The organism is Herbiconiux liukaitaii (genome assembly GCF_041927495.1).
GTDB lineage: Bacteria > Actinomycetota > Actinomycetes > Actinomycetales > Microbacteriaceae > Herbiconiux > Herbiconiux liukaitaii.
Window position 1 is genome coordinate 785579 of the sequence record NZ_JBHFHG010000002.1, and the last position, 18498, is coordinate 804076.

Genomic DNA, 18498 nt, shown 5'->3' on the forward strand with positions numbered 1-18498 from the left:
TCGCCCGGGCCGCTGGTACGTTACGCCGCGCGTCGGGCCTCGTTGCGCGGCGGCTCGGCCCGACCGTACGCTTCCAGCAGTTCCGATCCCCTGACTTTGGAGTCCTCCATGACCGACAATGCCGCGAACTGGAAGTTCGAGACGAAGCAGATCCACACCGGGGCGCAGCCGGACCCCACCACGAACGCCCGCGCCACGCCGATCTACCAGACCACCTCCTACGTGTTCGACAGCTCCGAGCACGCCAAGAACCTCTTCGCCCTCGCGGAGTTCGGCAACATCTACACCCGCATCCAGAACCCCACGCAAGACGTCGTGGAGCAGCGGGTCGCGGCTCTGGAAGGCGGAACAGCGGCGTTGCTGGTCGCCTCGGGTCAGGCGGCCGAGACATTCGCCGTGCTCAACATCGCGCAGGCCGGCGACCACATCGTGTCGTCGTCGTCGATCTACGGCGGCACCTACAACCTCTTCAAGTACACGCTCGCGAAGCTCGGCATCGAGACCACGTTCGTGGAGGACCAGGACGACGCCGAGGAGTGGCGCCGTGCGGTGCGCCCCAACACCAAGCTGTTCTTCGCCGAGACGATCGGCAACCCGAAGATCAACATCCTCGACATCGGCCTCGTCTCGACGGTCGCCCACGAGGCCGGCGTGCCGCTCATCGTCGACAACACGATCGCCACCCCGTACCTCATCCGGCCGCTCGAGCACGGCGCCGACATCGTGGTGCACTCGGCCACCAAGTTCCTCGGCGGCCACGGCACCGTGATCGGCGGCATCATCGTCGACGGCGGCAAGTTCGAGTGGTCGAAGAACGTCGAGAAGTTCCCGGGCCTCACCGAGCCCGACCCGTCGTACCACGGGGCGAGCTACACGGGTGTGCTCGGCGACGGCATCGCCTACATCATCAAGGCGCGTGTGCAGCTGCTCCGCGACCTCGGCGCCTCGATCGCCCCGGCCAGCGCCTGGCAGCTCATCCAGGGCATCGAGACGCTGTCGCTCCGCATCGAACGGCACGTGCAGAACGCGCAGGAGATCGCCGAGTGGCTCGACGCCCACGACGACATCGCCACCGTGTACTACGCGGGTCTTCCTTCGAGCCCCTGGTACGCCGCCGCCAACAAGTACGCCCCCAAGGGTGTCGGTGCGGTGCTCTCGTTCGAGCTCAAGGGCGGGGTGGATGCGGGGCGCACCTTCGTGGAGAGCCTCTCGCTGTTCAGCCACCTGGCCAACATCGGCGACGTGCGCTCGCTCGTCATCCACCCGGCCAGCACCACGCACTCGCAGCTCACCCCCGAGCAGCAGCTCACCACGGGCGTGACCCCGGGCCTCGTGCGCCTCTCGGTGGGCCTCGAGAACATCGACGACCTCAAAACCGACCTCGAAAGCGGCCTGGCAGCAGCCCGCGAAGTGGTCCGCGCCAACGCCATCTAGCTCCAGCACCAGAACGAAGGCCCCCCACGCGTAACATTCCGCGGGGGGCCTTCTTCGTGCGCGAGACTCGAGTTCGGCAGTGACGGCGCAGAAAGAGAAAAATGGACTGGCAGACCAACCAGACGAACGAGGACACGGTACCCAGTGGGTTCGTGACGGATGCGCAGATCCGGTCGGTGCTGGGCAAGCCGCCGGCGTCGGGGGCGTGGCGGGAGGGCGACCCCGTGGGGCGGCGGCTGTTCGCCGACATCGGGGAGTTCGTGTTCGAGAACGGCGCGGTCGTGCCGCACGTGCGGATGGCCTACCAGACCTACGGCACCCTCTCGCCCGAGCGCGACAACGCCGTGCTCGTGCTGCACGCGCTCACGGGCGACAGCAACCTCAACCACCCCGCCGAGCCCGGCCATCCGACCGACGGCTGGTGGTCGGGCCTCGTGGGCCCCGGCCTGCCGATCGACACCGACCGCTGGTTCGTGGTGGCCCCCAACATGCTCGGGAGCTGCCAGGGCTCCACCGGCCCCTCCTCCATCGCCCCCGACGGCGCCGAGTGGGGCGCCCGCTTCCCGTACACCACGATCGCCGACCAGGTGAGGGCGCAGCACGCCCTCGCCGAGACGATCGGCATCGAGGACTGGTTCGCGGTGGTGGGCGGCTCGATGGGCGGCATGCAGGTGCTCGAGTGGGCGGTGCGCTATCCGGATGCGATGCGTCGCGTGGCCGTGATCGCGGCCCCCGCCCTCAGCTCGGCCGACCAGATCGCGCTGAACTCCGTGCAGATCGAAGCCATCCGCGCCGACTCGGCCTTCCGCGGCGGCGATTACTACGACGCCCCAGACGGCGAAGGCCCGCACCAGGGTCTCGCGCTGGCCAGGCGCATGGCTCTGCTCAACTACCGCAGCCCGAGCGAGCTCAACGACCGCTTCCAGCGCAGCTGGCAGAGCGGCATCAGCCCGCTCGGCGGGGGCGGTCGCTTCGCCGTGGAGTCGTACCTCGACTTCCACGGCAACAAGTTCACCCGTCGCTTCGACGCCAACACCTACATCACCCTCGTGGAGGCGATGAACTCGCACGACATCGGCCGCGGTCGGGCCGGTGTGGTGGCCGCCCTCGAATCGGTGACCGCGCGCGCCCTCGTGCTCGGCATCGACAGCGACAGGCTCTTCCCGGTGGAGGACCAGGTGCTCATCGCCCGCCATCTGCCCAACACGCTCGACGGCACGGATCCCGTGGTGATCGAATCGAAGTTCGGGCACGACGGGTTCCTGATCGAGTTCGACGCGGTGGGGCGTGAGATCGCTCGTCTCTTCGCCGACCCGGCATAACCGCCCGGCCTCGCACGACCACCCGAACGCAAAAGCGGCCGGGGATCCCACTCTCGTGCGGATCCCCGGCCAATTCCCCCCAGAACTGAAGTAGACATTACCGACACCTGTCGACTTGTTCTCGCCCCAGTTCAGGGGGTACCCGCCGTCTGTATGATGCGAGGGTGCCACGGACCGAGCGCGAACGCCACAAGCTCCTCACCCGCACGGCGCGCAATTTCGGGCTCCTCTTCACGTCGTCGTCGATGACCTGCGTGATCGTCCCCAACCTCGCCGACCTCGGATCGATCGCCCCGCCGCTGCTCCTCATGGCACTCACGGCCCTCGGCTTCTACCTGCTCGGCTCCACGCGCACCTGGGTGCTGCCCCTCGCGACCTACGTGACGGCCCTCGCCGCCCTGGCCGCCTTCAGCCTGCCCGGTGTGCGGGTCGACGACCTCTCGACCACGAACGGCGTCACGCTGTTCGCCTCCACCGCCATCCCCTCCCTCATCTGCACCCTCGCCTCGAGCCCCCGCCTGCTCTGGATCGTGCTGCCCGGCTACGTGCCGGTGCTCGTGCTCGTGACCGTGGCCACCTGGCAGAGCGGTCGCGGGGCGTTCGTGATCGCCTCGGTCGTGGTGGGCTGGGTGGCGCTCTACGTGGCGGCCACCTGGCTCTCGGCCAGCCTCCAGCGCGCCTTCGCGGGCATGGCGAGGCTCAGTCGCGCCCACGTGGCCGAGCGCCAGTCGAGCGAGCGGGAGGCCCAGCGCCGCCACGGCGCCAGGCTCCTGCACGACACGGTGCTCGCCACCCTCACGCTGCTGGCGCACTCCGGCATCGGCGTGAATCCGGATGCCCTCCGCAACCAGGCCGCCGAAGACGCCAGGCTGCTGCGCCAGCTCAGGCTCGGCGGCACTCCCATGCCGCGCTCCTCCGGCGGCTACACGCTCGAGCGCGTGGAGACGAGCGATCTCGGCCACACCCTCGAATCGGTCAAGCAGCGCTTCGGCCGCATGGGCCTGCACGTCGCCTGGCACGGCTCGGGGCAGATCCTCCTGCCGAGCCACGTGCTCGACGCCTTCCTGCTCTCGCTCTCGGAGTGCCTCGAGAACGTGCGCCGGCACGCTGAGGTGGGATCGGCCGATGTCACGATCACCGAGGACGACACGACCGTGCGCGCCATGGTCACCGACGCGGGCGTGGGCTTCGACCTCGACGCGGTGGATCTCGGCCGCCTCGGCCTCGCGGAATCGGTGATGGCCCGCATCCGCGACGTGGGCGGCAAGGTGCGGCTGTTCTCCTCGCCGGGCTCCGGCACCACCGTGGTGCTCGAGGTGCCGAAATGACGGAGCCGCCCGCTGCCCGCACGCGCCAGAACACCAAAGGCCAGAACACCAAGGGCCAGGGCACCAGAAGCAGGAGCCGCTCCGGTGCAACCGAGGAGGCCACCGACGGCACCCTCACCCAGCTCGTACGAGCTCGCCGGATCGGCCCCAGGGCAGTCGACGAGGTGCGCCAGAACATCGAGCGCGATTCCCGCCTCGGTCTCGGCTACCTCGGCATCGGTGCCGTGATCGTCGGCGTCATCCTCATCGGGCGCGGCCTGGTCTCGCTCGGCTGGACCTGGCAGGTCAACGACGGGCGGATCCTCTCGACCCTCGGCTGGGTCATCGTGATCGCGGCGTTCGGGTGGGCGGTGCTGACCGCCCGCCGCATCCGCGGTCACCTGCCGATGCGGGCGTTCGTGCTGCTGCTCACCGCCGATGCCGTCGCCCTCGTGCTCGACGAAGTGGCGCTGGGGATGAGCGACGGGGCGAGCTACGGCTCCGTGGGCATCGGTGTGGGAGCGACCCTGCTGGCCAGCGTCACCTTCCGGCCGAGCTCGAACGTGCTCGTCGCCACCCTCGTGCTCACGGGCCTCTCGGTGGTCAGCATCATCTGGGCCGGCGTCGGCGATCCCCTGAGCGCGAGCATCGGCGTGGGGCAGCTCGTGCTCACCGTGGTGCCGGTGTTCGCGGGGATCCTCGTGGTGGGCTCGTTCGGCAACCTCGTGCAGCGCGAGCTCGACCGCACGGTGGCCGAGAGCACCATCGGCGCTCCCCGCTATGGCCTAGGCCTGCTCGCCTCCACCGAGCTCGCCCGCCTCGACCTCGCGGCCGAGGAGCTGCTGCAGGATGTGGCGACCGAGCGCGTGCCGCTCCCCCTCGACAAGGATCTGGCCGCCACCGCCTCCGGCCTCGCCACCGATCTCCGACGCATGCTCGTGGCGGGCAGGCGAGACACCTGGCTGCGCCACGCGATCTCCGAGTCCGAGTACCTGGGGCCCGCGGTCACCCTGACCGACCCCGACGGCCTCGCCGGCTACCTCGAGCCCGTGCAACGCGACGGACTGCTCTCGGCGATCTGGCTGCTGGTCGACGAATCCGGCCGATCCACACCCACAATCGATCTCGAGATCGGTCGCCCAGGTGCCGCGGGACAGGCCAGGGCTGACGATAGGATGGTGCTCCCGATAGCCATCTCGATCGGCGGGATCACCCGCCGCCGCATCGATCCGGCCGTCTGGTCCGCACTGTCCCGAGTCGGGGAGTACTCGCTGGAGACCCGCACGGGCCGCCTCCGAGTCAGCGTCGACGCCCATGTCGTAGTACCGGACGCCGCACGCTGATCCGGTCGTAAGGAGCTCCCCGTGACGATCACCCGTGAACCGATCCGACTGGCCATCGTCGACGACCATCGCATGCTCCTCGGTGCCCTCACCGAGTGGATCCGCGGCGCGGCCGACGACATCACCATGGTGGCCGCGGTCACGACCTGGCCTGAGTTGCTCACGCACCCCGAGTTCCCGGTCGACGTGGTGCTGCTCGACCTCGACCTGAAGGACAACCTGCCCGTCTCGGTCAAGCTCCGCGCTCTCAAGTCGGCCGGGGTCAAGACGGTGCTCATGAGCACCTACTCCGAGCCCGTGGTGGTGCGCGAGGCGATCGCCGCCGGCGCGCTCGGCTACCTCGTGAAGAGCGAGGAGGCCGACATGATCGTGGAGGCCATCCGTGCTGCCTCGGTGGGCGACAGCTTCATCTCCACCGAGCTCGACCTCGCCCTCGCGGCCGACGACCTCGAGTCATCCCCGCGGCTGAGCGCCCAGGAGCGCCGCGTGATGGCGCTCTACGGCGGCGGCGAGCCCGTCAAGCAGGTGGCGAAGGCCCTCGAGATCTCCGAGGAGACCGCGAAGTCGTACCTCAAGCGCATCCGCGAGAAGTACCGCCTCGTGGGCATCGACGTGGGCACCAAGGTGGCGCTCCGCAAGCGCGCCATCCAGGACGGCCTTCTGCCGCGCGACGAGTACCTCGGCAACCAGACCGCCGAGACCTTCGAAGACGACGTGCTGCCGAGCTAGAGCAGCTCGGTCCCCTTACTGCTGTCTCTCGTCGAGGGCCTTCTGCAGGCGCTCGACCTTGCCGGTGAGCTCCCCGGTGCGCCCGGGGCGGATGTCGGCCTTCAGCACGAGCGAGACGCGCGATCCGTAGGCCTGCACGGCCTCGGTGGCGCGCTTGATGACGTCGAAGACCTCGTCCCACTCCCCCTCGATGGTCGTGAACATCGAGTCGGTGGAGTTGGGCAGCCCCGAGGAGCGCACGATCTCGACCGCGGCGGCGACGGCGTCGTGGACACTCGCCGCGTCACCGTCACCGGTTGCGTGGGAGGAGCCCCCTGAGGGAGCCACCGAGAAAGCCACCAGCATGTTCGTCTCCAAGCGTCGTGGGCTTCCTACTCTTCCACAGCATGCGCACCGCGATCACGAGGAGCGCGATGCTCAGAGTGTTGCGCACCGTGAGCACCACGAGCATCACGGGGTCGAGGTAGAGCAGCCAGTCGTAGGCGATCGGATAGATCACCTGGGTGAGCCCCGCCATCACGAAGGCCAGGAGGGCCGGCACCTGGAAGCGCCTGCCCTGGGTCACGATGCCCAGGATGACGGGGGCGGCGATCCACACCATGAACTGCGGCGACCCCACCTTGTTGAACACGATGAGCGCCATCACGAGCGCGAGCGAGAGCGGAGGGAGCACCGAGGTGGGCGAGGCGCCGGATGCGGTCACCAGCACCGCGATCACCAGCACAGCGAGCACGGCCACCACGAGGAGGGGCGTCATCACCGCCGCCGCCACGTCGCTGCCGGGGCCCGAGACCTGGAAGGTGAGGATGTCGAAGTCGTAGTAGACCCGGCTCGGATCCGAGGCCCTGGCGAGCCACATCCAGATGGTCGACACGGGCGACTCGACCTGCAGGCCGCGACCCGTCTGCTCGGTCACGAAGCTGAAGACGTTGAGCCCACCGCCTGCGGCCAGCGCACCGGCCGCCACGGCCACGAGCGTCGACGCCGCGGCCACCGCGAACCGCAGTCGGCGGCGCACCGCCACGACGGCCGCCGCGATGAGCACGGCCGGCCACACCTTGACCCAGGTGGCGAGCCCCAGCAGCACACCGGCCACGGCGGGCCGGTTGCGGGCGAGGAGCAGCCCCACGATGGCGAGTGCCACCGTGAACACGTCGATCCTGCCCACCGCCACGGGGCCCACGAGCAGCAGGAAGGCGAGCCACCACCAGGCGGCCACGATGCGCAGCCAGCCGGCGGCGCTCGTCTCGCGCGCCCCGGCGATGAGGAAGGAGAAGACCGCGGCGTTCGCCACCGTGACCACGAGCATCCAGCCCACGCCGTAGAGGTCGGCGCCGAGCACGAGCGAGGCCAGCATGGGCAGGAAGGCGAGCACGGGATAGACCCACGGGCCGTCGATGCCGAGCCGGTAGCCGTCGAGGGACTGCTCCACCCACGGCAGGTAGACGTTCGTGACGTCGCCGAAGGGCAGTCCGGGGTGGGTGAGACCGTCGTAGCCGAGCCAGAGGTGCACGGCGAGGAACACCAGCCACAGCATCACGGGCCGGGCAGCGAGTCGACGCACGTGATTCTGCACGACGGTCATCCTATTGCCCGCTCATTCCCAGCCGCCGCTCACCGGGATTTGTTTCACTGTCATGAACGACCAGCTGCACCCTCCCCCTGCACCTCCGACCGGAAGGTCTGCGTGAACAAGCCCGCCAAGTACGCCGTCGCCCTCGTGGCGGCGGTGGTGGCCGTCGGCGCCGTGGCCGTCGTGGCGGTGCCGATCGTGGCCAGGAGCATCACGCTGCAGAGCTCGGCGGCCTCCCAGCAGGTGGTGCCGACCGTGGTGGCCGAGCCCGAGCAGCAGGGTTCCACCGCCTCCACGTCGAGCTCGACCTGGCGGCTCGGCCCCGGATCGAGCGTCGGCTACCGCATGACCACGATCGACGGCCTCGAGGTGACGGGCAGCACCACCGAGATCGACGGCGTCGTGAGCCGCACCGGAGACTCCATCACCGACGCGGAGTTCATGCTCGACCTCGCGAGCCTCGTGGGAGACGACCCCACCCGCTCCGTGCTGCTGCGCGCGCTCGTGGCCGCCACGGGAGGCAACTCCACCGCCTCGTTCGTGCTCACCGAGCCGATCGACCTCACGAGCGCCACCACCACGGTGCACGGCGAGCAGGTCGTCGCCATCACGGGAGTGCTCACCGTGCGCGGCGTGAGCAACCAGGTGCACGCCGACGCCGTGGTCGACTTCGACGACTCGCACGGGGCCGTCACCGCGAGCATCCCGATCGACCTCGCCGCCTACGGCATCTCGCTCGCGGGGTTCAGCGTGGTGCAGGTGGAGGACATCGCGTACGTCGACATCGACCTCGAGGCCCAGCCGGGGCGCTGACCCCGATCGGATCCCGTCAGGCGAGCATCAGCTCAGGCGAGCAGCCGCGCGATGATCCTCGGCACGGCGTGCGCGATGTCGAGTGCCGCCACGGGCCCGCCGTCGGCTGCGCGCTCGGCGGCCCAGGTGTGCACCCACGCGGCGGTCGCGGCGAGGGGGACGAGCCGCGCGGGATCCTCGAGCACGGCCTCGGAGTGCCCGGCCACGAGAGCGCCCAGGATGCCGCCGAGCACGTCTCCCGAGCCCGCGGTGGCCGCCCAGCTCGTCGGTGCCTCGACGCGTGCGGTCGCCGGCACGCCAGCACGATCCGTCGTCATCGACTCCGGTGCCGCGATGTGCGTCACCTGCCCTTTGAGCAGCACCACGCATCCGCTGAGATCGGCGGCGCGCTGCGCGTGAGCCGCGGGATCGGCCTGCACGGCCGCTCGATCGACCGTGACCCCGAAGGCGGCGAGCACACGCACGAGCTCGCCGGCGTGGGGGGTGAGCACGGCACGGCCGCGCGCCCGGTCGGCCAGGTCGAGGGCTCCCGCGTCGAGCACGAGGGGCACGGCGTCAGCGAGAGCGTGCTCGAGGCGCTCCGAGGCAGCTGCGTCACGCTCAGCGGCGTCTGTGCCCGAGCCGAGCAGCCAGGCCTGCACACGTCCCGACTTGGTGACCACCTCGGGCCGCGCCTGCAGCACCAGCCGGCTGGGGGCCTCGTCGCCGAGGTAGCGCACCATGCCGAGTCCCGTGCGCACGGCCGCCTCGACACCCAGCACGGCGGCGCCCGGGTAGCTCTCCGATCCCGTCACGACGCCGAGCACGCCCCGCGAGTACTTGTCGTCGTCCGGCCCCGGCGCCCGCACCCAGGCCGACGCCGCGAGCTCGTTCCAGTCCTGCCGGCCCGGGCTGGGTGTTCCTCTGCTAGCCGTAACGTCTGCGCTCGCCATGCCCTCAGAATAGGACTCGTGACCGAATCCGCTCTCTTCCAGCCCCTCACCCTGCGTGGAGTCACGCTCCGCAACCGCATCTGGGTGGCGCCGATGTGCCAGTACTCCGCCGACGAGCAGCAGGGCCTGCCGAACGACTGGCACTTCGTGCACCTGGGGTCGTTCGCCATCGGCGGCGCGGGCCTCGTGCTCACCGAGGCCACCGCGGTCTCGCCCGAGGGGCGCATCTCGCCCCAGGATCTGGGCATCTGGAACGACACCCAGCGCGACCTGTTCGCCCGCATCACCGCCTTCATCCGCGCCAGGGGCGCTGTCGCCGGCATCCAGCTCGCCCACGCGGGGCGCAAGGCCTCGACCTACCGCAGCTGGTCGGAGCCGCAGGGCACGGTGCCCGAGAGCGACGGCGGCTGGCCCACCGTGGCGCCCTCGGCCGTGGCGTTCGAGGGCTACGACACCCCGCGCGCGCTCGGGCTCGACGAGCTGCCGGGCATCGTGGAGGACTTCCGAGCCGCCGCCCGCCGGGCCGTCGACGCCGGATTCGAGGTGATCGAGCTGCACGCCGCCCACGGGTACCTGCTGCACCAGTTCCTCTCCCCGCTCTCGAACGAGCGCACCGACGAGTACGGCGGATCGCTCGAGAACCGCGCCAGGCTGCTGCTCGAGATCGTGCGAGCGGTGCGCGCCGAGATCGGCGACGAGCTCGCGCTGCTCGTGCGCTTCTCCGGCACCGACTGGGTGGAGGGCGGCTGGGATGCGCAGCAGACCGCCACGGTGGCCGGGTGGGCCCAGCAGGCCGGTGCCGACCTCTTCGACATCTCGAGCGGCGGTCTCGTGTCGGCGAAGATCCCCGTGGGCCCGCTGTATCAGGTGCCGCTCGCGAGCGAGGTCAAGGAGGGGTCGGGGGTCGAGGTCTCGGCCGTCGGCCTCATCACCACGCCGCAGGAGGCGGAGGACGTGGTGGCCTCGGGGCGGGCGGATGCGGTGATGCTGGCCAGGGAGCTGCTGCGCGACCCGCACTTCGCGCTGCGCGCCGCCTCCGAGCTCGGAGTCGAGATCGACTACTGGCCCGCGCAGTACCTGCGGGCGAAGCCCAGGAAGCCACGCGCTTAGCGCCTGGTCCCCACGCGCCTAGCGCCTAGCGCCTCGTCGCGTCCTCGACCTCGCCCACGAGCTCCTCGATGATGTCCTCGAGGAACAGCACACCCGTGGTGCGGCCGGCCTCGGAGAAGGCGCGCGCGAGGTGCGCCCCGCTCTTGCGCATCGCCGCGAGCGCATCCTCGAGGTCGGTCAGCTCGTAGAGCGAGGGCAGCAGTCGGATGCGCTTGGCCGGGATCGGATCATCGAACTCGTCGTCATCGAGGTCGATCACGTCCTTGAGGTGCACGTAGCCGGCGGGCAGCCCCTCGTCGTCGAGCAGCACGTAACGCGAGAAGCCGTACTTGGCGACCGCGCGCTCCACATCCGCCGGCGTCGCCGTCGAGGGCAGGCTCACGAGCGACGAGAGCGGCAGCGCCACCTCGACCACGCGCTTGGAGGTGAACTCGAAGGCCGCGGTGAGGGTGCCGGTGCGATCCGAGAGCATGCCCTCGCGCTGCGACTGCTCCACGATGGTCGACACCTCATCGAGCGTGAACGCGCTGGCGGCCTCGTTCTTCGGCTCCACCCCGAAGAGGCGCAGCACGCTGTTGGCGGTGGCGTTGAGCGCCACGATCACGAACCGGAACACCCGCGCGATGCCCACGAGCGGGGGCGCGAGCAGCAGCACGGCGCGGTCGGGCACCGAGAACGAGATGTTCTTCGGCACCATCTCGCCGAGCACCACGTGCAGGAACGACACGAGCACGAGGGTGATGACGAAGCCGACCGTGCCGATCGCCTCCTCCGGAATGCCGGTCAGACCCAGCGGGCCCTCCAGCAGGTGGTGGATGGCGGGCTCGGAGACGTTCAGGATGAGCAGCGAGCACACCGTGATGCCGAGCTGCGTGGTGGCGAGCATGAGCGTGGCGTGCTCCATGGCGTAGAGCGCCGTCTTGGCACTCGCCTTGCCCTCCTCCGCGAGCGGCTCGATCTGCGAGCGGCGCGCCGAGATGACGGCGAACTCCGCCGCCACGAAGAACGCGTTGCCGGCGAGCAGCACCACGAGCCAGACGATCCCGAGCCAATCAGACATCCGTCTGCCCTCTCATCTGCCGCCCTCGCGCCTGCTGCCCTCGCGTCTGCTGCACGGTCTTCTCCTCGGGCAGCTCACCTGCCTCCGGGTCGTCGGCGGGGATGTAGCGCACGCGGTCGATCCGCCTGCCGTCGAGCCGCTCCACCCGCAGCGCGCCGCCGGGCAGGTTGACGGTGTCGCCCACCACGGGGAGCCGGCCGAGCTGACTCATCACGAAGCCGGCCACGGTCTCGTACGGGCCGTCCTCCGGCACCGTGATGCCGGCCTGGTCGACGAGCTCGTCGGGGCGCAGCATGCCCGGGAAGGTGATGTCGCCGCGGTTGTGCACCACGCCCGCGCGGGTGCGGTCGTGCTCGTCGACGAGCTCGCCCACGAGCTCCTCCACGAGATCCTCGAGCGTCACGACACCCGCGGTGCCGCCGTACTCGTCCATGACGACGGCCATCTGGTAGCCGCGACCGCGGAGCTCGCCGAGCAGCACGTCGAGGGTCATCGTCTCGGGCACGCGCACGGTCTCCGTCATGATGGCGGTCACGGGCACGTCGGCGCGCCGGTCCCTGGGGATCGCGACGGCCTGCTTGACGTGCACGAGGCCCACGATGTCGTCGATGTCGTCGTCGATCACCGGGAACCGGGAGTGGCCGGTCGAGCGGGCGAGGCCGAGCACCGTGGCCGCGGTCTCGTCGCGTTTGACGCTCACGATCCTGGGGCGCGGGGTCATCGCGTCCGAGGCATCGTGCGAGGCGAAGAGCAGGGTGCGGTTGAGCAGCGTGGCGGTGTCGACCTCGAGGGTGCCCTCGAGAGCGGATCGGCGTACGAGCGACGAGAGCTCCTGTGCTGTTCGGGCCCCGGAGAGCTCCTCTTTGGGCTCGATGCCGATGAGCCGCAGCAGAGCGTTCGCACTGTTGTTGAGCAGGGCCACGGCAGGCCGGAACACCATCGTGAACGCGAGCTGGAACCGAACCACGATGCGCGCGGTCTTGAGCGGCAGGGCGAGCGCGAAGTTCTTGGGCACGAGCTCGCCGATGATCATCGAGAGCAGCGTGGCGACCGCGATGCCGATCGTGGCGCTGAGCACCGGCACGAAGCCCTCGGGGATCCCCACGGCGAGGAAGGGGCCGCGGAGCAGGCTCGAGATGGCCGGCTCCATGGTGTACCCGGTGAGCAGCGTGGTGAGCGTGATGCCGAGCTGCGCGCTCGAGAGGTGGGTCGACGTGTGCTTGAGCGCCGAGATCGTGGGCGTGAGGCCCTTCTCACCGCGGGCCGTACGCGCTTCGAGCTCGGAGCGGTCGAGGTTGACGAGCGAGAACTCGCTGGCCACGAAGAGGCCGGTGCCGATGGTGAGCAGGAGGCCGACGCCCACCATGATCCACTCAATGAGCACGGGCTCAGTCTACCCCCCACTCACCAGCTGACGGGCAGGGCCTTGCCCTCCTCGTAGCCGGCGGCGGACTGGATGCCCACGAGTGCGCGGTCGTGGAACGAGGCCAGATCGGCGGCACCCGCGTAGGTGAACGACGAGCGCACCCCCGAGGTGATCATGTCGAGCAGGTCCTCGAGGGAGGGCCGCAGCGGATCGAGGTAGATGCGGCTCGACGAGATGCCCTCGGCGAACAGGGTCTTGCGGGCGAGCTCGTAGGCGTCGAGCCGACCGAAGCGCTCCTGCACGGCCTTCGTGGAGGCCATGCCCCAGCTCTCCTTGTACAGCCGGCCGTCCGCATCCGCCGCGAGCGCGCCAGGTGCCTCGACGGTGCCGGCGAACCACGAGCCGATCATCACCGAAGCCGCGCCCGCCGCGAGAGCCAGGGCCACATCGCGCGGGTAGCGCACTCCCCCGTCGGCCCAGACGTGGGCGCCGCGCTCCTTGGCGGCCGCAGCGGTCTCGAGCACGGCCGAGAACTGCGGGCGGCCCACGGCGGTCATCATGCGCGTGGTGCACATGGCGCCCGGCCCCACCCCCACCTTGAGGATGTCGGCCCCCGCATCGACCAGGTCGTTCACGGCCCGTGCGGTCACCACGTTGCCCGCCACCACCGGCACGCCGAGCTTGGCGTCGCGGATCGCCGCGAGTGCACGCAGCATGCCCTCCTGGTGGCCGTGCGCCGTGTCGACCACGAGCACATCCACCCCGGCGGCCACGAGGGCCCTGGCCTTCTCGGCGACGTCGCCGTTGATGCCGACCGCGGCGGCCACCCTGAGCCGACCGTTCCCGTCGACGGCGGGCTGGTAGATCGTGGCCCTCAACGCGCTCGTACGGCTGAGCGTGCCCACGAGGGCGCCGTGCCTCAGCACGGGGGCGAAGTCGATGTCGGCGGCCACCATGGCGTCGAAGGCGTCTCGCGGGCCGTCGATGTCGTCGGCCGAGAGGCTCGTGAGGGCTCCGTGATGAGCGGATCCCTGCAGCAGGTCGCCGAGCCTGGCGTCCGGCAGGGCGGTGCCGAGGCGCACGGCGGGGATGCAGCCGAGGAACTCGCCCTCGTCGCGGATCACGAGACCCTGCCCCGCCACAGCGGGCACCTGCCGCAGTGCCTCCTCCACGGTCTGCCCCGCCTCGAAGAGGAACGGGGTGTCGTAGGCCACGGGCTGGTCCTTCACCCAGCGGATGGCGGCGTCGAGATCCTGCAGCGGCATGTCCTGCGGCAGCACACCCAGGCCGCCGCGGCGCGCGAGCGAGGCGGCGAGGCGCGGGCCCGTGACCGAGTTCATGTTGGCCGAGACGATCGGGATCGTCGCGCCCGTTCCGTCGGTCGGCGCGAGCGACACGTCGAGCCGACTCGTGACCGCCGAGCGGGAGGGGATGAGGAAGACGTCCGAGTAGGTCAGATCGTCGCGGGCGGGGTCTCCGTAGAACTCCATGCGACCACGCTAAACCCGCACCCACTGGTCTCGGCACCGTGCCCGTGGGTTTAGGCTTGAAGTGCACGTGTCCACGCGTGAACCAGCAGCGCAGCAGACACCGGCACGTGCCATCGTGAGGCAAACGGGAAGTGGGCGATCGGCTTTGGCTAGCCAAGTGACGGGTACGAGCACCGACGACGGGGCATCGGGAGAATTCGGGGCGAACGAGTGGCTCGTCGACGAGCTGTACGAGCAGTACATCGCCGACAAGGACTCCGTCGACAAGAGCTGGTGGCCGGTGCTCGAGAGCTACCGGGCCAACAGCACGAACGGGGCCAGCGCGGGCGAAAGCAGCGCGGGCGCCAACACCACCCCTGACGCGGAGATCCCCGCGAGCAACGCACCGGAGGGCGCCACGGGCAGCCCAGAGTCCCCCGTGACCGCGACTCCCCCGGCCCCCACCGAGTCGCAGCAGGTCGCCGAGGCCTCCTCGGCCCGGCCCGCGACCCAGCCGATCGCGAAGACCACGAGCATCGAGGCCCGGCCGCAGCCGATCCCCGCCGAGGCCCCCACCCGCTCCGCGCCGTCGGAGGACTCCGCCAAGGAGGCGGAGGAGGACGTGGTGAGCCCGCTCCGCGGTATGGCCAAGTCCCTCGCCACCAACATGGACGCGAGCCTCACGGTGCCCACCGCCACGAGCGTGCGCTCGATCCCGGCGAAGCTCATGATCGACAACCGCATCGTCATCAACAACCACCTGCGCCGTGCGCGCGGTGGCAAGGTGTCGTTCACCCACCTCATCGGCTGGGCCCTCGTGCAGGCGCTCAAGGAGTTCCCGAGCCAGAACGTCTACTACGACGAGGTCGACGGCAAGCCCAGCGTCGTCGCCCCGGCCCACGTGGGCCTCGGCATCGCCATCGACATGCCGAAGCCCGACGGCACCCGTGCCCTCCTCGTCCCCGGCATCAAGCGCGCAGACACCATGGGCTTCAACGAGTTCCTCGGCGCGTACGAAGACCTCATCCGTCGGGCCCGCGCCAACAAGCTCACGGGTGCCGACTTCCAGGGCACCACGCTCTCGCTCACCAACCCCGGCGGCATCGGCACCGTGCACTCGGTGCCGCGGCTCATGAAGGGCCAGGGCTGCATCATCGGCGCCGGCGCCCTCGAGTACCCCGCCGAGTTCCAGGGCGCCTCGCCCCGTGTGCTGAGCGACCTCGGCATCGGCAAGGTCATCACCCTCACCTCCACCTACGACCACCGCGTCATCCAGGGTGCGGGATCGGGCGAGTTCCTCAAGAAGGTGCACGAGCTGCTCCTGGGCGAGCGCGGCTTCTACGAGAACATCTTCGCCGAGCTCCGCATCCCCTACGAGCCCATCCACTGGGCCGCGGACATCTCGGTCGACGAGGCGAGCGCCATCGACAAGACGGCCCGCGTGCAGGAGCTCATCAACGCGTTCCGCGTGCGCGGCCACCTCATGGCCGACATCGACCCGCTCGAGTACCGCCAGCGCACCCACCCCGACCTCGACATCGCGAGCCACGGTCTCACTTTCTGGGATCTCGACCGCGAGTTCGTGACGGGCGAGTTCGGTCTCACCCGCCAGGCCTACCTCCGCGACATCCTCGGCGTGCTGCGCGACTCCTACTGCCGCAAGATCGGCATCGAGTACATGCACATCCAGGACCCGGCGGAGCGTCGCTGGATCCAGGAGAAGGTGGAGCGCCCCTACGCCAAGCCGGGCCACGACGAGCAGATGCGCATCCTCGCCAAGCTCAACGAGGCCGAGGCGTTCGAGACCTTCCTGCAGACCAAGTACGTCGGCCAGAAGCGTTTCTCCCTCGAGGGCGGCGAGTCCACGATCGCGCTGCTGGATGCGATCATCCAGGGCGCTGCCGAGGAGGGCCTCGACGAGGTCGCCATCGGCATGGCCCACCGCGGCCGCCTCAACGTGCTCACCAACATCGCGGGCAAGACCTACGGGCAGATCTTCCGAGAGTTCGAGGGCACCCAGGATCCGCGCACCGTGCAGGGCTCGGGAGACGTCAAGTACCACCTCGGCACCGAGGGCACCTTCACCGCCTCCGACGGCAAGGAGATCCCGGTCTACCTCGCCGCCAACCCCTCGCACCTCGAGGCCGCCGACGGCGTGCTCGAGGGAATCGTGCGGGCCAAGCAGGATCGCAAGCCGATCGGCACCTTCTCCACGCTCCCCATCCTCATCCACGGCGATGCGGCTCTCGCGGGCCAGGGCATCGTGGTGGAGACGCTGCAGATGTCGCAGCTGCGCGGGTACCGCACGGGTGGCACCATCCACATCAACATCAACAACCAGGTGGGCTTCACGACTCCCCCGTCGGAGTCGCGCTCCTCGGTGTACTCCACCGATGTGGCGAAGACCATCCAGGCGCCCATCTTCCACGTGAACGGCGACGACCCCGAGTCGGTCGTGCGGGTGGCGCAGCTGGCCTTCGAGTTCCGCCAGAAGTTCCACCGCGACGTGTTCATCGACCTCATCTGCTACCGTCGCCGCGGTCACAACGAGGGCGACGACCCGTCGATGACGCAGCCGCTCATGTACAACCTCATCGAGGCCAAGCGCTCGGTGCGCAAGCTCTACGTGGAGTCGCTCGTCGGCCGCGGTGACATCACCGAGGAGGAGTACGAGGCCGCTCACCACGACTTCCAGGACCGCCTCGAGCGCGCCTTCGCCGAGACCCACGCGGCGCAGACCTCGTCGATCCCCGTGATCACGCAGGACACCCAGGCGGTCTCCGACCTGGAGCGCCCCGAGGCGCAGCGCGACGACAGCACGACGGCACCGTTCGAGACCGCTGTCTCCGAGTCCGCCGTGCGGCTCGTGGGCGACGCGTTCGACAACAAGCCCGCCGGCTTCACCGTGCACCCCAAGCTGCAGCAGCTGCTCACGAAGCGCGTCGAGATGAGCCGCAACGGCAACATCGACTGGGCGTTCGGCGAGCTGCTCGCCCTCGGCTCGCTGCTCGTGGAGGGCACCCCGGTGCGCCTCGCGGGCCAGGATGCACGCCGCGGCACCTTCGTGCAGCGGCACGCCGTGCTGCACGACCGGGAGAACGGCCAGGAGTGGCTGCCGCTCGCGAACCTCGCCGAGAACCAGGCGCGGTTCTGGATCTACGACTCGCTGCTGAGCGAGTACGCGGCCATGGGCTTCGAGTACGGCTACTCGGTGGAGCGCCCGGATGCCCTCGTGCTCTGGGAGGCGCAGTTCGGCGACTTCGCCAACGGCGCGCAGACCGTGATCGACGAGTTCATCTCGTCGGCCGAGCAGAAGTGGGGCCAGCGCTCGTCGCTCGTGCTGCTGCTGCCGCACGGCTACGAGGGCCAGGGGCCCGACCACTCCTCGGCGCGCATCGAGCGGTTCCTGCAGCTCTGCGCCGAGAACAACATGACGGTGGCACGGCCCTCCACGCCCGCCTCGTACTTCCACCTGCTGCGTCGCCAGGCCTACGCCCGGCCGCGCAAGCCGCTCGTGGTGTTCACGCCCAAGGCGATGCTGCGCCTCCGCGGTGCGACGAGCTCGGTGACCGACCTCACGCAGGGTCGCTTCGAGCCCGTGATCGACGATGCGCGCATCACCGACAAGGGTGCCGTGACCAAGGTGCTGCTGCACGCGGGCAAGATCCACTACGACCTCGCGAGCGAGCTGCAGAAGAACCCCGACGAATCGATCGCACTCGTGCGGGTGGAGCAGTTCTACCCGCTCCCGCTCGAGGAGATCAACCGCACCATCGCGGCGTACCCCAACGCCGAGCTGGTGTGGGTGCAGGACGAGCCGCAGAACCAGGGCGCCTGGCCCTTCATCTGCACCGAGCTGGCGAGCCGTCTCAACGGCCGCACCATCCGCGTGGTCTCGCGCCCGGCGGCGGCCTCCCCCGCCGCGGGCAGCGCCAAGCGCCACGCGGTGGAGCAGGCAGAGCTGATCACGAAAGCGCTGAGCTAGCTGCAACAGCAGAAAGGGCCCCGTTCCAGTGGATCGGGGCCCTTTCGTGTGCCAG

14 protein-coding genes are annotated in these 18498 nt (G+C 69.9%); 8 read left to right on the forward strand and 6 right to left on the reverse strand.

Annotated features, from left to right (window positions below; genetic code table 11):
• Nucleotides 1-108 precede the first annotated feature (108 nt).
• The 5 genes from ACEXQC_RS04275 (at nucleotide 109) to ACEXQC_RS04295 (ending at nucleotide 6135) form a co-directional block, all read left to right on the forward strand.
• Complete coding sequence (locus ACEXQC_RS04275; protein ID WP_374818763.1) at nucleotides 109-1434, forward strand: bifunctional o-acetylhomoserine/o-acetylserine sulfhydrylase; 1326 nt, start codon at nucleotides 109-111, stop codon at nucleotides 1432-1434.
• 101 nt (nucleotides 1435-1535) lie between these two features.
• Nucleotides 1536-2756 carry a homoserine O-acetyltransferase MetX gene (gene metX, locus ACEXQC_RS04280; protein ID WP_374818765.1) on the forward strand — a complete coding sequence of 407 codons (1221 nt, stop codon included), beginning with the start codon at nucleotides 1536-1538 and terminating at the stop codon, nucleotides 2754-2756.
• Nucleotides 2757-2920: 164 nt separating this feature from the next.
• Nucleotides 2921-4084 carry a sensor histidine kinase gene (locus ACEXQC_RS04285; RefSeq protein ID WP_374818767.1) on the forward strand — a complete coding sequence of 388 codons (1164 nt, stop codon included), beginning with the start codon at nucleotides 2921-2923 and terminating at the stop codon, nucleotides 4082-4084.
• Nucleotides 4081-5406: a hypothetical protein gene (locus ACEXQC_RS04290; protein ID WP_374818769.1), complete on the forward strand. Its 1326-nt coding sequence runs from the start codon at nucleotides 4081-4083 to the stop codon at nucleotides 5404-5406. Before ACEXQC_RS04285 ends, ACEXQC_RS04290 begins: the two co-directional genes overlap by 4 nt.
• 21 nt (nucleotides 5407-5427) lie before the next feature.
• Entirely contained in the window at nucleotides 5428-6135 is a 708-nt protein-coding gene (locus ACEXQC_RS04295) for a response regulator (protein ID WP_374818771.1), read from the forward strand.
• A 15-nt stretch (nucleotides 6136-6150) separates the two neighbouring features.
• Here ACEXQC_RS04295 and ACEXQC_RS04300 read toward each other — a convergent pair whose 3' ends face one another.
• Nucleotides 6151-6480: a thiamine-binding protein gene (locus ACEXQC_RS04300; protein ID WP_374818772.1), complete on the reverse strand. Its 330-nt coding sequence runs from the start codon at nucleotides 6478-6480 to the stop codon at nucleotides 6151-6153.
• Complete coding sequence (locus ACEXQC_RS04305; protein WP_374818774.1) at nucleotides 6425-7711, reverse strand: glycosyltransferase family 87 protein; 1287 nt, start codon at nucleotides 7709-7711, stop codon at nucleotides 6425-6427. The genes ACEXQC_RS04300 and ACEXQC_RS04305 overlap by 56 nt, the downstream gene beginning before the upstream one ends.
• Before the next feature lie 111 nt (nucleotides 7712-7822).
• Between ACEXQC_RS04305 and ACEXQC_RS04310 the strand changes: the two genes are divergently transcribed.
• Entirely contained in the window at nucleotides 7823-8521 is a 699-nt protein-coding gene (locus tag ACEXQC_RS04310) for a YceI family protein (RefSeq protein ID WP_374818776.1), read from the forward strand.
• A 32-nt stretch (nucleotides 8522-8553) separates the two neighbouring features.
• On the opposite strand, the gene ACEXQC_RS04315 is transcribed toward ACEXQC_RS04310, so the two are convergent.
• Nucleotides 8554-9453 (reverse strand): ADP-dependent NAD(P)H-hydrate dehydratase, encoded by a 900-nt coding sequence (locus ACEXQC_RS04315; RefSeq protein WP_374818778.1) that lies wholly within the window; start codon nucleotides 9451-9453, stop codon nucleotides 8554-8556.
• Between the two features lie 18 nt (nucleotides 9454-9471).
• Between ACEXQC_RS04315 and ACEXQC_RS04320 the strand changes: the two genes are divergently transcribed.
• Nucleotides 9472-10563, forward strand: a complete 1092-nt coding sequence (locus ACEXQC_RS04320) for an NADH:flavin oxidoreductase/NADH oxidase (protein ID WP_374818780.1) — start codon at nucleotides 9472-9474, stop codon at nucleotides 10561-10563.
• A 25-nt stretch (nucleotides 10564-10588) separates the two neighbouring features.
• Here the strand turns inward: ACEXQC_RS04320 and ACEXQC_RS04325 are convergent, their stop codons facing one another.
• From ACEXQC_RS04325 to guaB1, 3 genes are read right to left on the reverse strand one after another with little or no spacing between them, the layout of a single operon-like run.
• Nucleotides 10589-11623, reverse strand: a complete 1035-nt coding sequence (locus ACEXQC_RS04325) for a hemolysin family protein (RefSeq protein WP_374818781.1) — start codon at nucleotides 11621-11623, stop codon at nucleotides 10589-10591.
• Nucleotides 11616-12989: a hemolysin family protein gene (locus tag ACEXQC_RS04330; protein ID WP_374818863.1), complete on the reverse strand. Its 1374-nt coding sequence runs from the start codon at nucleotides 12987-12989 to the stop codon at nucleotides 11616-11618. Before ACEXQC_RS04330 ends, ACEXQC_RS04325 begins: the two co-directional genes overlap by 8 nt.
• A 38-nt stretch (nucleotides 12990-13027) precedes the next feature.
• Nucleotides 13028-14479, reverse strand: a complete 1452-nt coding sequence (gene guaB1 / locus ACEXQC_RS04335) for a GMP reductase (protein WP_374818783.1) — start codon at nucleotides 14477-14479, stop codon at nucleotides 13028-13030.
• Nucleotides 14480-14624: 145 nt separating this feature from the next.
• Between guaB1 and ACEXQC_RS04340 the strand changes: the two genes are divergently transcribed.
• Entirely contained in the window at nucleotides 14625-18443 is a 3819-nt protein-coding gene (locus ACEXQC_RS04340) for a multifunctional oxoglutarate decarboxylase/oxoglutarate dehydrogenase thiamine pyrophosphate-binding subunit/dihydrolipoyllysine-residue succinyltransferase subunit (RefSeq protein WP_374818785.1), read from the forward strand.
• The last annotated feature ends 55 nt before the right edge of the window (nucleotides 18444-18498 follow it).